Raw genomic sequence first — 15,202 nt, forward strand, 5'->3', positions numbered from 1 at the left:
TAAAATCAGTTTAAAAAATCATTGTGAAAATTTTAAAAGATTGTATCTTTGCAACTGGCAAGTCCTACACAACCAGCTCCTGTTGAATCCTCCAGGGCGGGAACGCAGCAAAGGTAAATGGTCGTAGCGGTGTGATGTAGGTAGCTTGCCTTTTTTTATTCCTGCGAAAGCAGGAACCTTATTTTTCCCCAAAACTTCTCTTTTTTCTCCCAATTGTCAATTTCATTCTTAATTTTACATTCTTAATTTTACATTCTTAATTATTCATTATTATGTCTAAAGTTATTTTAATTACTGGAGGCTCCTCTGGAATAGGAAAATCTATCGGTAACTATCTTACCGAAAAAGGTTTTATCGTTTATGGAACTAGCAGAACTCCTGAAAATTATAAAGAAAGTAAGTTTCCTATTTTAGAATTAGATGTAAAAAAAACTGAAACCATACACCAAGCAGTGAAGACAATTATTGAGAAAGAAGGCAAACTGGATGTGGTTATAAACAATGCCGGTGCAGGAATAACAGGGGCTATTGAAGAACTGCCTGAAGCCGAGATGAAGGCCAATTTTGATACTAATTTTTTCGGTCCCATTAATGTTATTAAAGCGGTTTTGCCGCAAATGCGCAAACAACATGGTGGGTTAATAATCAATATTACCTCCATTGCCGGTTATATGGGGTTACCTTATAGAGGTATTTATAGTGCCAGTAAAGGGGCGTTGGAACTTTTAACGGAGGCTTTTAGAATGGAGCTTAAAGACTTTAACATAAAAATGACCAACATGGCTCCAGGAGATTTCGCAACTAACATTGCGGCGGGCAGATACCATGCGCCACTTCTTGATAATTCGCCTTATAAAAAACCTTACGGTGATACTTTAAAATTGATGGATGCGCATGTTGATAATGGGAGCGACCCCAATATGATGGCACAAGCGGTTTTAAAGGTCATCAATACCGAAAACCCCAAAGTGCATTATAAAGTAGGGGCGTTTATGCAGAAATTTTCGATTGTATTGAAACGGATTTTACCCGATAAGGTATATGAAAAAATGTTGATGAAGCATTATAAATTATAACTACTTTCTCTGAGTACATGACAAAAATTAATTTTTGGAAAATAAATTACTCGCTACCTTGAGGATAACCAAGACCTCACAGATTTTGAAACATAAGTGTTAAGAAGACAAAATATTGACGAAAATTTGATGAAATAGACGAAATATTTGGTATAAACCTTTTATTTCCAATCAAACGGCATTTAATTCCCCTCTTGGGTAAATGAGATGAAAAATATAAAACCCACCCCTAGCCCCTCCAAGGAGGGGAACGATCTATCAAAAATTTTCAACTTCCGAATACTTATATTTCAAAATCTGTGAGGTTTATTTATTAAACAAGCATTAACATGCTGAATATGTGCTGTTTATGTTTTTGTTCTAAATTTTTGTCATGTACGGAAAACTACTTTCTATTAATAGCTCCCAAAAGTTGCTCTTCAAAATTTACTGAGAAAATATTGGTATTGTTATAAACTATTTTTTGATGTTTATCTACTACCAATGTTTTTGTCATGGGCTGAATGGCCAAAGCTTCAATGGATTCTTTGGGGTTTTTAAACTGATACTCGTCTTTAAACATAAAATTATTTGCCTTTAAAGCTGATTTAGGTATTTCCTGGCCGTACCCATCAATATTAATAACAATAAATCGAACTTCAGGATATTTGTTTTTAAGCTCATTCAGTTTGTAATGGCTTTCTTTAAAGTGATCGTAGTACGCATGGGACCAAAAACTGATAACCGTAGGGGCATTGATCAACGATTTAATTTCAAACTCCGAATTTTTATAATCCACTAATTTAATACTGGGAAAACTGGAACCTTCTTTCAAATTGTTTAAAGAAGATGCAAAGCGTTTCATCATTGCTTTGTCTTTTTCGTCCGTACTTATTTTCAAATAGGCATTTAACAAGGCATCATTGTTTTCGGAATTGCTGCTTTTTGATATGTAATTTGAAGTGAAATTCTTAAGCAGTTCATTTTTAACCACTTTATTGCTTACCAAGCTATCAACAAGTTTAAGTCGGTCTAAAGTATAACATAACGAACCTCTTTTGAATTTATCATCATCACTATGCATCAAATGCCCGCCCAAAGCCAAATTATTAATGCTATACTTCAAAAAAGAATTATAATGATAATAGTTTTTAAAAAAATCATCATTGTAATTAATGGTTTTCCGGTAATCGTAAAAATTGCTGGGAAGCGACTTTAAGATTTCTTCTTTATTTCCGCCATGGTGCACAAAAGGATAGACTTCTTTGCTAGAATAATAGCTATAATCAATATTGGCTTGTGCTATCTTATCAAAAAGTGGCGATGTTGTATTTTTAATTTTGAACCCTTTAAGTTTATCAAGTTTCATGTCCTTTAACGAATCGATTCTTCGTAGGTAAGCTTGTGGCTTTAATTGACAGAATTTATAAATTTTGTTTTCTTGGATCTCATTTTCCAGAAACTCATTAATTAAATAATTGTTTTTCTTGGCACCTTTACCGGTAAAAACCAACGACTCATCAAACTCTAAGGTGTTTAACCTTAAAAGCAGACTATCCTTAGGCTCTAACAAAACCATTTGGACTTCGCCACCGTGGTAAAACGTGTATAAACCCGCTTCTAAATCGTTTACTTTATAAAGAAACCTATTCCTGTTATCTAGTTTTATGGTATCAATGACTTTCTCAGATTTCAATAAAACCACAAAATCATTGTTGGGGTTCATAATCTCCCCCCCAAAATAAGCATTATTATTTTCTGCATCATTGCCATCATTTTTGCAATTAAACAGTGTTAAAATGAGTAGTATGCTTAAGTATGTTAATCTCATAAATCCCTCCTGGGTGTATTCAAAGTGAAATCAATTGCAGTACAAAAATATAGGTTGTGTTTATATTGTGCTGTTAATGCGCTGTTAAAAGTTAGCCAACTAACCCCCAAAGGGGATTCTGCCTGTTTCTGAGGAAGGCTCTTTTCTCTTTATTCTATATTCTTTAATTTTAAGGATTACCATACTTCAAAATTCAAAATTCGTTAATCGTTAATCGTTAATCGTTAATCGTCAATTGTCCATCGTCAATCAAAAATAGATTTAAGTTTCCGCATCCGGTTTGAATTTTCTACTTTTGCAAAAAAATCAATACACATTATGCTATCAGTTTCAAACCTATCGGTCCAATTTGGAAAACGGATACTTTTTGACGAAGTAAGTACCACCTTTCATACAGGAAATTGCTACGGAATTATTGGCGCCAATGGAGCTGGTAAATCTACGTTTTTAAAAATAATTTCTGGTAAACAAGACCCAACATCTGGCCATGTGCACTTAGAAAACGGTAAGCGCATGTCGGTTTTGGAGCAAGACCATAATCTATACGATGCGCATACCGTTTTGGAAACCATACTCATGGGAAACAAACCATTATATAAGATCAAGACTGAAATGGATGCGCTTTATGCGGATTATTCTGATGAAAATGCCGATAGAATAGGAGAGCTTCAGGTTAAATTTGAAGAAATGAACGGTTGGAATGCCGATAGTGATGCTGCTGCCATGTTATCGAATTTAGGCATTAAGGAAGAATTCCATTATACCTTGATGGGCGATTTGGATGGAAAGCAAAAAGTGCGCGTGCTTTTGGCACAGGCGTTGTTTGGCAGTCCGGATGTATTGATTATGGACGAGCCTACCAACGATTTGGATTATGAAACCATCTCCTGGCTTGAAAACTTTTTGGCTAATTATGAAAATTGTGTCATTGTGGTATCTCACGACCGTCACTTTTTGGATGCCGTTTGCACCCATATTTCAGATATCGATTTCGGAAAAATCAATCATTATTCCGGTAACTATACCTTTTGGTACGAATCGTCCCAATTAGCGGCACGCCAACGTTCGCAACAAAACAAAAAAGCCGAGGAAAAGAAAAAGGAGTTGGAAGAGTTTATCCGTCGTTTTTCTGCCAATGTAGCTAAAAGCAAACAGGCAACCAGTAGAAAAAAGATGATTGACAAACTTAATATTTCGGATATCAGACCAACAAGTCGCCGTTATCCAGCGATTATTTTTGAACGCGATAGAGAAGCGGGCGATCAAATTTTAAACATCCAAGGCTTGGCAGCTTCTTCAAATGAAGATGGTGATTTATTGTTTAAGGACATCGATTTAAACCTTGCCAAAGGCGACAAGGTTGTGGTGTTTTCAAAAGATTCCAGGGCAACCACCGCGTTTTATGAAATATTGAATAACAAACAAAAACCGGATGCTGGTAAATTTGATTGGGGTATTACTACCACACAATCGTACTTGCCATTAGATAACAGTGGGTTTTTTAATAACGATTTAACTTTGGTAGATTGGTTACGCCAGTGGGCAACTACCGAAGAAGAGCGCGAAGAAGTAAACATTCGTGGCTTTTTAGGAAAGATGATTTTTAGTGGGGAAGAAGCCTTAAAAAAATCGAATGTGCTTTCTGGAGGTGAAAAAGTACGTTGCATGCTAAGTAGAATGATGATGGTTAGGGCCAATGTGTTGATGCTGGACGAACCGACAAACCATTTGGATTTAGAGAGTATTACAGCGTTTAACAATTCGCTTACCAACTTTAAAGGCACCATGTTGTTCACAACCCACGATCACGAATTTGCGCAAACCGTTGCCAATAGAGTGGTGGAATTAACACCAAATGGCGTTATTGATAGATACACTACTTTTGATGAATATATGCAAGACCCGAAAATTAAGGTAATGCGTAACAAAATGTATGCGGTAACAGTATAAATTTTTTAGATCCCGAAACAAATTCGGGATGACAAACTTACCAGCAAATTGCCATGCTGAACTTGTTTCAGCATCTTTTTGTTCGATATTTTTTTGCTAGTCATTACCCAATTTCCTTAACTAAATGACATTGATTTAGGACTCCAAATCTTTGGTTATGGTATTAATAACTTCAGTAGCTCTTTCAAGTTCATCTTTGTTTACAAACACTTCTTGAAAATCGGGTGCTGAAGTACCACCAAAACCACCCAAAATAGCAGATTCGGATTGATCTTTTATAACGGGGTTAATACCAATGGCATTTAATTCCATCACAATGTGATTAACAACTGCAAAGTTTCCTGTATAAATTTTTATAAAATTAGAGTCGGTCATGGTTTTTCGGATTTGAATTATAATAAAGATACGAAAAAACGAATAAAAAGGACAGGTCTTTGCAAGCGGACAGCTCTTTTAACAAATTATTATAAGTTAGCCAGTTGAAAATTATAAGTTAAACGAGAATTTATATTTTTCCATTTAGCACATGACAAAAATATCTCATATAATTTAAAAAGCAATATCATTGGCCCCTCCGCCATTCGTCATACCGAAAAATCGGTACAGGCTCTACCCCTTAAAAAAGGGGAGGAATTATTAAGTGGCTTATTTTTAATGTTTTGAACTTTTCGTTTTTATTTTTGTCATGTACTGAACATGTACTTATACTTTTTCAATAAAGGATAACCCATCATCTCAACTCCGCACCCAATTGGCTTTCAAACTGCGTTTGAAGCGTATTCATTATTTTGTCTATTTGCTTATCGGTAAGTGTCTTGTTTTCATCTTGCAGGGTAAAACTAACGGCATAACTTTTTTTACCCGCAGGTAGGTTTTTACCTTGGTACACATCAAACAGATTGACACTTTTCAATAATTGTTTTTCGCTTTGTTTTGCAATTTTATAGATAGATTCAAAAGTAATGCTGTCATCTAGCAATAACGCAAAATCACGACGCACCTCTGGATATTTAGCAATCGGTTTAAATGAAATGCTACTGCGTTTTACAACCTCTAAAATAGCATCCCAATTAAAATCGGCAAACAACACCTCTTGCGAAATGTCAAAATGTTTTAAAATCGGTTTTTTGATCAATCCGAAATCCACCAATATCATTTTGCCCAAACCAAAACCCAAACCTTCACTAAACAAATCGTTTTCCATGGGCGATTCATTAAACCTAGAAATCCCTAAACGTTCTAAAACACTGACAACAGTTCCTTTAAGGAAAAAGAAATCACTTTTCTTGTTGGCAGCATTCCAGTTCTCACTATTTTGATTACCAGTTACAAATAGTGATAAATGCTTAAACTCTTCAAGTTTATCGTTATAACCATGGTAGGTTTTTCCGAATTCAAACAATTTTAAATCAGGGCGTTTTCGGTTGATGTTAAAAGAAATAGCTTCCAAGCCCGAAAACAATAATGACTGTCGTAAAACAGACAGATCGCCACTTAAAGGATTTAAAATACTAATATTGTGCTCGTCTTTCAATCGCTCCGTCAACGCTGCATAATTGGGTGTGGCCAGCGAGTTTGAAAGTATTTCAAAAAAGCCTTGGGCCGCCAATTGGTTGCCAACCAAATTCTGGATTTTATGGTCTTCAAAACGTGATGAATTGGAAATGGATGCGTTTAATTTTTCGGTGGTTTTGATGTTGTTATAACCGTAAACACGCAATATTTCTTCTATAATATCAGCTTCACGGAGCACATCGTTTCTGTATGCGGGCACCATCAAACCCAATCCAGTTTCGGTAACGTTATTTATCTTAATTTCCAATGAAGTTAAAATACGTTTAATGATTTCCTTCGGAATTTCTTCACCTATTAATTTTGTAGCATTTTCAAAACTTAAACGCACCTGGAAATCTTCAATTTTCTTAGGGTAAATATCCACAATATCGCTCGTTATCTCGCCTCCAGCAACTTCTTGGATCAACAAAGCAGCACGTTTTAAAGCGTATTCGGTTATTTTCGGGTCAATACCACGTTCAAATCTAAAAGACGCATCGGTGTTCAGTCCATGGCGTTTCGCCGATTTACGGACACTTACCGGATTAAAGTAAGCACTTTCCAAAAATATACTGGTGGTACTTTCCGAAACCCCCGAATGGATCCCACCAAAAACCCCAGCAATGCACATCGGTTTTTCGGCATCACAAATCATTAAATCGTCTTCGTGCAATGCACGTTCTACACCATCTAAAGTCACAAACTTTGTTCCAGCTGGCAATGTTTTAACCACCACCTTATTGCCTGTAATTTTTGCAGCATCAAAAGCGTGTAACGGTTGCCCTAAATCGTGAAGTACATAATTGGTAGCATCCACAATTGTGTTAATCGGCTTTAAACCAATGGCTTTTAAGCGGTTTTGCAACCAAGCAGGAGACGGTTTAACGCTAATTCCCGAAATGGTAACCCCGCAATAACGTGGTGCCAATTCTTTGTTCATAACATCCACGTCAATTCGTAGCGTACGGTTATCCACATGAAACGCACTTACCGATGGCGTAATAAACTCTAAAGTTATTTCTTTTTGTACCAATCCCGCTTTTAGGTCGCGGGCAGTGCCTAAATGGCTCATGGCATCGGCACGGTTTGGTGTTAAGCCAATTTCAAAAACATGGTCGTTTTCAACATCAAAAATAGTGGCGGCAGGCGTGCCCACTTTTAAATTGGCATCTAAAACCAAAATGCCATCGTGACTTTTACCTAAACCAAGTTCATCCTCGGCGCAAATCATACCATGGCTTTCCTCACCACGGATCTTACCTTTTTTAATGGCCCAAGGGTCGCCGGTTTCGGTGTATAAAGTCGTTCCAATGGTAGCAACAGGCACTTTTTGACCAGCAGCCACATTAGGCGCGCCACACACAATTTGCAGCGGAAATTCGGCACCAATATCAACCGTGGTAATTTTTAATTTATCGGCATTCGGGTGTTGCACGCAGGTTAAAACGGCGCCCACAACCACACCTTCCAGTCCGCCTTTAACCGATTGATAGGTCTCAATACCTTCCACTTCCAATCCTAAATCGGTGAGTAATTCGCTGGTTTGTTCTGGTGTCCAATCAATCTTAATAAATTGTTTTAACCAATTGTATGAAATCTTCATATATAAAATTGCTATTTAAAAGAGTGCAAAAATACATATTTTATTTTATTCTTTCGTTCAAAATAGCCTTCTAAACTCGGTTTATTATTGCTGGTTTATAAACGAAAAAATGATTGAAAAGCATAAACATTTGGGCGTCCGCCTCCCCTGGTGGTAATAAATTCGCCACACTTTATTTCTTCACAAACCCTTAATAACAGCATGTTTCAGTTAAGCATTTTGTTTTTCAGCTTTAACGGCCAAAAATTAAAAACAGGATTTGGATTTTCTCTTTTAGTTTTTCCCTTAAAATTTTAAGTGCTTTTGTTAAATGTCCTTCCACCGTTTTAATGGAAACACCCAAATAATCCGCTATTTCAGTATTCGTTAATCCTTCTTTTTTACTTAAATTAAATACTTTATGGCATTTATTGGGAAGTTGTTCAATCTCTTTTTCAATAATTTCAGCTTTACGTTTTAAATCGGCTTCATTTTCCGTGGATACTATAAAATCCAGTGTTTCCAAATAGGTTATTTCCAATAAGCGTGTTTCTCTTTTATATTTTTTTATGTAATCCAGAAAATTGTTCTTAACCGATCTATACAGCCAGCCTTTTATTATAGTACCGTCCTTAACTTTCTTTCTGTTTTTCCATAACTTCAAAAAAACTTCTTGCACCATATCCTTTGCTAAAGCTTCATCTCTGCTTAAACTTTTGGCATACCAATAAACTTCATTGTAATAGGATTCTATAACGCGATCAAATGCCTTTCTATCTCCGTTTTGGATAGCATTTACCATTTCTTTATCATCCCAATTATTTGAAACCATGTACTATTTTAATGAAAAAAAAACAAAAAAATAACTATTTAGCAAGAAAAAGCAAGGGTATTGCAAAGTTAAGTCGTTTAAAGGCTATATATTGATAATATTATAAAAATCGTTGATGAATAATAATAAAATAGAATTGATCTTTCATAAGTTCTTGGAGAATACGGCAACTCCAGAAGAGATTGATTTTTTATCTGAATGGGTTGATAAAAACAAATCCAGCTTTAAAGAGTTGGTTGAGATTAACCACATGATAAACAGTGTTATTGAAAAGGAAAAAGCACACCGTTTAAAGAAAAGTTTGACATTGATATATAATCAAGTTGAACGAGACGAAAAGTCAAAAAAAAGAAATTCGTTTTTCAAGTATGCAGCCATTTTTATTGGTGCCATAACCTTAGGTATTTATACTTACACTCAAATTAACAATAATACGCATACGCCACAAAAAGAGGTAATCATTACCCTTGAAGATGGTGCCACAAAAGAAACCCTAAATAGTAAATCCTCAGGAATAATTGCCAGTTCCAGTACTTATGTAGCAAAACAAGACGGTACTAAAATTATTTATGAAAAGGTAGCATCCAATGATGGTACAAGCAAATTGGTATATAACACCTTAGATGTGCCGTATGGGAAAAAGTTTCAGGTCGTACTATCTGATGGCACGGAAGTTTACCTTAATTCAGGGTCTTCGTTAATGTATCCGGTGGCCTTCCACGATAAAGGCCCCCGAAATGTTATTTTAAAAGGGGAGGCTTACTTTTCGGTAAAATCGGATTCTTTAAGGCCTTTTTCGGTAAGCACAAATTTTTTAAGCGCAAAAGTGCTTGGAACCCAATTTAATGTGTCATCATATAGTGATGATGACCATATTAACGTAGTTTTGGTTGAAGGTAGCCTGTCGGTTAGCAAAAACAACATCGCAGATCCTAGCACATTGATATTAAAACCAAACCAGCTTGCAGCATACTCGTATACCAACAATAAACTATCCAAAGAAAATGTTGATGTTAGTAGCCACATTGCATGGAAAGATGGCATTCTACTGTTTAAGAACGAAAGCTTTTACCAAATAACCAAAAAACTTGAAAGACACTACGATTTAAAGATAGAAATTAACGATTTGGAAGTGAGCAAAGAAAGATACACAGGACGGTTTAAAACGGAAACCATAGAAGAAGTTCTAAAAGCGTTCCAAAAAATAAAAGATTTTGAATATACTATTGAAACCAATAACATAACCATAAACCCTAAAAAATTAATTATATGACATAAAAAACCCTCAAAAAAAAAATCAGGGATTGCTACAACAACCCCATGATCACATTTAAAAAAACTAATTAATCAATTTTTAAACTCGCTCAAAAGTATGAAAAACAAATTATTCAAAAGCTATTTCACGCTTAAAATAGACCTAAAAATGAAGATTACCACGTTGTTTTTATTCGTTGCCCTATTTCAACTTCAAGCAAACAACTCGTATTCACAGAAATCACCAATTTCCTTGGATATGGAGAACGCCACTATTGGATCTGTACTTAATGAAATAGAAAAGAAAACAGATTTTAATATACTGTACAAAAACTCGGCATTGGATTTAGATAAAAAAATTTCCGTAAATGTCAAAAAAATGAAAATTGAAGAACTCATGAATCTTATTCTAAAGGAAACCAATATGACTTTTGAAATTAGAAGAAAGCTCATTGTTCTTATTGAAAAGAAAAAGACTTCGCAAATAGATATTACGCCTTTATCTAACGTTTTAGAGAAAACCCCTGAAGGCAGTAGCTCGCAGCCACAGCAGCGAATCAGGGGGACAATTACAGACAACAATGGAATTCCTTTACCAGGAGTGAATATTATTATGAAAGGGACACATAAAGGTGTTGTCAGTGATTTTGAGGGGAACTATAGCATAGAAGCCAATACTGGTGATATATTGGTTTTTTCTTATTTGGGGTATGTCACTCAAGAGATTAAAGTAGATAATACTGTAACCTTAAATATTGTATTATTGGCAAATATTGACGAGTTAAGCGAAGTCATCATTACAGCCATTGGTACAAAACAGTTTGTTGACGAGTCTGGTTCAACAAGCTCTATTGTTAAAGCTGAAAATATCGTTAAATCAGGGGAAACAGGGGTTATTAATGCTTTAGCCGGTAAGGCGTCTGGTGTAAGAATTGGTAAATCAAATGGCGACCCAGGTTCAGGGTCTGCAATCCAAATAAGAGGTGCTAATACCATTCAAGGCGCAAGCCAACCTTTAATTATACTCGATGGCGTTCCTGTGAGCAATGATAATATTGGGGATGTTACTATTAGCCAACAATCCAGATTAGATGATATCAATTCCAAAGATATCGAATCTGTACAGGTCTTAAAAGGAGCTTCGGCAGCAGCACTATGGGGTTCACGAGCCGCCAACGGTGTTATTGTTATTACCACTAAAAACGGGAATTTTAACCGTAAACCTTCAGTACAGTATTCCTTTACGCAATCGTTTGATGATATTAACGTAAGAACCCCATTGCAAAATAAATTTGGACAAGGACGAGGTGGTGTTAGAAATATAAATTTTGCTGAATCATGGGGAGATAAAATTGCAGACCGTTCAGGAGGTCCTGATGAAGTAGATGAAACCGGACGATATTTTCAATCAAATACTACAGGAAATAGATACTATCCCGTAACTACAAAAAACTCCAGGGAAATCTTTGTTGACAGTAATTACGACCAAGTGTTCCAAACTGGTGTGTATGCCCAACACAATATATCCGTAAGTGGTGGAGGCGAAAAAACATCGTATTTTTTCAGTTATGAAAACCTTAACCAAGAAGGGATCATCAAAAATTATGATTATAAACGCCAAAACCTACGCCTAAATACACAAACAGAACTTACCAAGTGGTTAAGTTGGAGTAACAGAATATCCTATACCAATACAGATTCCAACAGAATCATACAAGCAGGAGAAAATACAAATGGTATTTTACTGGGACTATTGCGAACATCCCCAGATTTTGATATTTCAGATTATATTGGCACTTATGTGGCAAGTAATGGCGATGTGTTTCCTGACAGGCAACGATCCTATCGCATACAATTTGGGGAATCGGAAAACCCGGTTTACAACAACCCATTATGGACTATAAACGAACAAAAATCACCCAATCAGGTCAATCGGTTTATTATCAACCCAGAACTGACAATAGATCCAGTCAATTGGCTAAAAGTCATTTTAAGGGGTGGTCTTGATTATTACTCAGATTCCAGAGGTTCCTTTTTTCCGGTAAGTTCAGCTAGTGGCGCAAGAAGTGCCGGCTTATGGACGCAAACCGATATAACAAGCCGTGAACTTAATTTCGATGGTATAGTTATCGCCAATCATGACATTAATAAGGATGTAGAAGTTTCAGCAACCTTGGGATGGAACTTCAATGACAGACAACGATTTTCAAATACCAATACCGTTAGTCCATTTGCGGTAAATGCAAGACTTCCAACACCCGATCTTAATCCGGACCAAGCTGCCTCGTCTTGGAACAGGTTTATACAAAAAATACGTTCCAATAGAGGATATGGTATTTTAGGGTTCAGTTTATTTGATCAATTGTTCGTCAATGTTTCAGGAGCTTTAGAGGCCTCTTCCACTATAAAGGGAACTTTCTTTTATCCTTCGGCAGATTTGGCTTGGCAGTTTAGTGATTTGATAGAATCGGAAACCTTAAGTTTTGGTAAGTTAAGATTTGCATGGGGAAAAGTAGGGATACAGCCTGCACCATATAAGTTCACTACCTTGGCAACAACTGGTTTTTCAACCTTTGGGGGTAGTTTTTTGGTTGATTCAGAAAAAGGGAATTCAAATCTTAAACCCGAAATAAAAACCGAATGGGAAGTAGGAACGGATTTAAGGTTTTTTAAGAACCGAATTAGTTTGGGTCTAACCTACTACAAAAATGAAACAAAGGACATCCTTTTTGCCGTGAACACAAATCCGAGTTCAGGATTTAACACAAATTACACCAATGCTGCCGTAATAGAGAATAAAGGTTTTGAAATTGACCTGAACGGCAAAATAATAGATAACCAAGATCTACAGGTTTCACTCAACGCCAATTTTAACGACAATAAAAATAAAGTGGTTGATATTGCTGGTGCCGAAACCGTTGATATTGGTGGAACTTCCAAAGCGGTAAAAGGATTTGCCATGAGTTCTTTCTGGTTACCTGGCACACTTCGTAACGAAGATAACAGTTTAGCACTTGATGCAAATGGTTTTCCACAATTGGACACGGATAGTCGTGTAATTGGAGATCCAAATCCAGATTGGCGTGGTGGCCTGGGCATGGAACTGAAATGGAAAGGACTTGATTTTAGTTTCTTATTTGAACACTCCCAAGGAGGTGATTTCATCAATAGAACCAGGATAGTACTGTATGGGTTCGGAATGCAGGAAGAAGTTGGGAACGAAGTAACACTTACTGAAGATTTGGTAAATTTAAATGGTAATGTTTTTACGGCAGGAACTACAGTGCGTGGTAATATAGAAAATTTTGGTGCTGGAAATGTACTTTTGGATGAAGCATATTACCGCAGTATTGGTGGCGGATTGGGCTTTAACAAGCTTAACGACCTTTATATTGAAGATGCCACATGGACTAAACTGCGTAACGTAACCTTGGGATATACGCTTAAAGGGCTTAAATTATCCTCTAAACTTTCACTTGAATCTTTAAGGATTTCCGTTACCGGTAGAGATCTTATACTTTGGACAGACCTTGTTGGTGTTGACCCAGAAACTAACAACTATGGGGTTAGTAATGCGTTTGGGATGAATTATTTCAATAATCCGGGTACGCGATCCATATTGTTTAATCTTCAAGCTAATTTTTAAACCTTAAACTATGAAATCTATATATATAAAATACATATTTGTTTTTACAACTCTATTAATATTGGGTTGTGAAAGTATGGTTGATAACCTAAACGACAATCCAAATCAACTAACGCTTGATGCCATAGACCCAGGCTTGTTTCTCAATGGAGCGGAAATAGCAAACATAAATATCCATTTAGGTTCAACAGTAAGTGGACAAAGAGGGGCTTTAAACCGAATCGGCGCATATTATTCTGGTCAGTTAATTGGATTTGAGCAAGTTGATTTTGAATGGTATCAATATAATGTTACTAATACAACGTTTAATTGGGACGGTTATCAGAGCGTGATTACACCTATGCGTGAAATGCGTCGCAGGACAACAGATAATCCGCTTTATCAAGGCATTTCAAAAGTATTGGAAGCACATCTTATTGGGACTTATGCCTCTCTCTTTGGGGACATTCCCTATGCAGAAGCCGTGAGCGATGTTGAAGAGCCCAAATTTGATGACCAACTTGCGGTTTTCGAGGCTTTACAGATCTTGCTTCAGGAAGCCATTGATGATCTTGAAAATTCCAGTGGAAGTGTTATTATAGAAGACTTTATTTTTGATGGCGACCGTATAAAATGGTTGGAATCTGCATGGACGCTTAAAGCACGTTACTATATGTACACCAAGCAGTACGACTTGGCCTATGTCGCTGCACAAAACGGGATTTCCTCCAATGGAAACAGTATGATGTTTAACCCATTGGATATTCCCGGTGAAAACACAACTAAAAATAAATTTTACATTGTGTTGTCCGGTGGCCCTAACACAGGCACCGGAAATAGTTATTTGGTTCAATTATTGGATAACAGCAGTAGTATCTCACGCAATAATGCCAAAACCGATGAAACCGCGCGCTTAGGGTATTATAGCATTGATCCCAGCAGCCCGAATGCCAATTTGGGCATCGCAAACGAACTGGAGCCACAACCACTCATTACCTATCAGGAAAACCTCCTTATCCTTGCCGAAGCAGGTGCGCGTTCGCAAAGTTTCACGACGGGTTTAGGGCATTTAAACCAACTCCGCGCCTTTCTTAACACTGGTGCGTTTTTAAATTCCAATTTTTCTTCAGAACCATTCACTTACGATGCCTATGTGACTTCAGATTTTGATGCCGGCGGTATAGAAAACATGGATAATATAAATCCTGATAGGGCTTTATTGAGAGAGATAATTGAAGAACGTTACGTTTCAGGGTTTACAACCTTAATGCCTTTTGATGATGCAAGACGATTGAAGAAGAGTGACTCTGATGTTGCTGTTCCATTCCCATTAAATGTACCAACGGCAACTAAAAATGTGGAACGGTTTTTATATCCTGAAGATGAAATATTTTCAAATCAAATGTCACCGGAAGATCCTGGTTTATTTGCTGTTACGAAAGTGAATCAATAATTATTCAATATATACCCCAATATAAGCTAAGGTTTTATTAATAAGCCCAAACCTTGGCTTCGGAGG

9 protein-coding genes and 1 other RNA gene are annotated in these 15,202 nt (G+C 36.5%); 6 read left to right on the forward strand and 4 right to left on the reverse strand.

Going from position 1 to position 15,202, the window contains the following annotated elements; all coding sequences use genetic code 11:
• Positions 1-55 precede the first annotated feature (55 nt).
• Both ffs and ACU1LP_RS05165 read left to right on the forward strand, forming a co-directional pair.
• An RNA gene (gene ffs, locus ACU1LP_RS05160) (signal recognition particle sRNA small type) lies at positions 56-154 on the forward strand.
• 118 nt (positions 155-272) lie between these two features.
• Positions 273-1,076 (forward strand): SDR family oxidoreductase, encoded by an 804-nt coding sequence (locus tag ACU1LP_RS05165; protein WP_445731426.1) that lies wholly within the window; start codon positions 273-275, stop codon positions 1,074-1,076.
• Between the two features lie 385 nt (positions 1,077-1,461).
• On the opposite strand, the gene ACU1LP_RS05170 is transcribed toward ACU1LP_RS05165, so the two are convergent.
• On the reverse strand, positions 1,462-2,886 hold the full coding sequence (locus tag ACU1LP_RS05170) for a TlpA family protein disulfide reductase (RefSeq protein WP_445731425.1): 1,425 nt from the start codon (positions 2,884-2,886) through the stop codon (positions 1,462-1,464).
• Positions 2,887-3,204: 318 nt separating this feature from the next.
• On the opposite strand from ACU1LP_RS05170, the gene ACU1LP_RS05175 reads away from it, so the two are divergent.
• Positions 3,205-4,836 carry an ABC-F family ATP-binding cassette domain-containing protein gene (locus ACU1LP_RS05175; protein WP_445735745.1) on the forward strand — a complete coding sequence of 544 codons (1,632 nt, stop codon included), beginning with the start codon at positions 3,205-3,207 and terminating at the stop codon, positions 4,834-4,836.
• A gap of 135 nt (positions 4,837-4,971) precedes the next feature.
• Here ACU1LP_RS05175 and ACU1LP_RS05180 read toward each other — a convergent pair whose 3' ends face one another.
• The 3 genes from ACU1LP_RS05180 to ACU1LP_RS05190 all read right to left on the reverse strand — a co-directional run bounded on the left by ACU1LP_RS05180 (position 4,972) and on the right by ACU1LP_RS05190 (position 8,804).
• A complete protein-coding gene (locus tag ACU1LP_RS05180) occupies positions 4,972-5,211 on the reverse strand; it encodes a DUF2007 domain-containing protein (RefSeq protein WP_445731423.1) in 240 nt (79 codons plus the stop codon).
• Between the two features lie 355 nt (positions 5,212-5,566).
• Positions 5,567-7,993, reverse strand: coding sequence for a phenylalanine--tRNA ligase subunit beta (gene pheT / locus ACU1LP_RS05185; protein WP_445735746.1), 2,427 nt, complete (start codon positions 7,991-7,993; stop codon positions 5,567-5,569).
• Positions 7,994-8,225: 232 nt separating this feature from the next.
• Positions 8,226-8,804, reverse strand: coding sequence for an RNA polymerase sigma factor (locus tag ACU1LP_RS05190; protein WP_445735747.1), 579 nt, complete (start codon positions 8,802-8,804; stop codon positions 8,226-8,228).
• Between the two features lie 115 nt (positions 8,805-8,919).
• Here ACU1LP_RS05190 and ACU1LP_RS05195 point away from each other — a divergent pair, with 115 nt between their 5' ends.
• The 3 genes from ACU1LP_RS05195 to ACU1LP_RS05205 all read left to right on the forward strand — a co-directional run bounded on the left by ACU1LP_RS05195 (position 8,920) and on the right by ACU1LP_RS05205 (position 15,136).
• On the forward strand, positions 8,920-10,077 hold the full coding sequence (locus ACU1LP_RS05195; protein WP_445731420.1) for a FecR family protein: 1,158 nt from the start codon (positions 8,920-8,922) through the stop codon (positions 10,075-10,077).
• Positions 10,078-10,176: 99 nt separating this feature from the next.
• Positions 10,177-13,704 (forward strand): SusC/RagA family TonB-linked outer membrane protein, encoded by a 3,528-nt coding sequence (locus tag ACU1LP_RS05200; RefSeq protein ID WP_445735748.1) that lies wholly within the window; start codon positions 10,177-10,179, stop codon positions 13,702-13,704.
• 10 nt (positions 13,705-13,714) lie between these two features.
• A complete protein-coding gene (locus ACU1LP_RS05205; RefSeq protein WP_445735749.1) occupies positions 13,715-15,136 on the forward strand; it encodes a SusD/RagB family nutrient-binding outer membrane lipoprotein in 1,422 nt (473 codons plus the stop codon).
• Positions 15,137-15,202: the final 66 nt, after the last annotated feature.

It is taken from the genome of Mariniflexile sp., assembly GCF_052728615.1.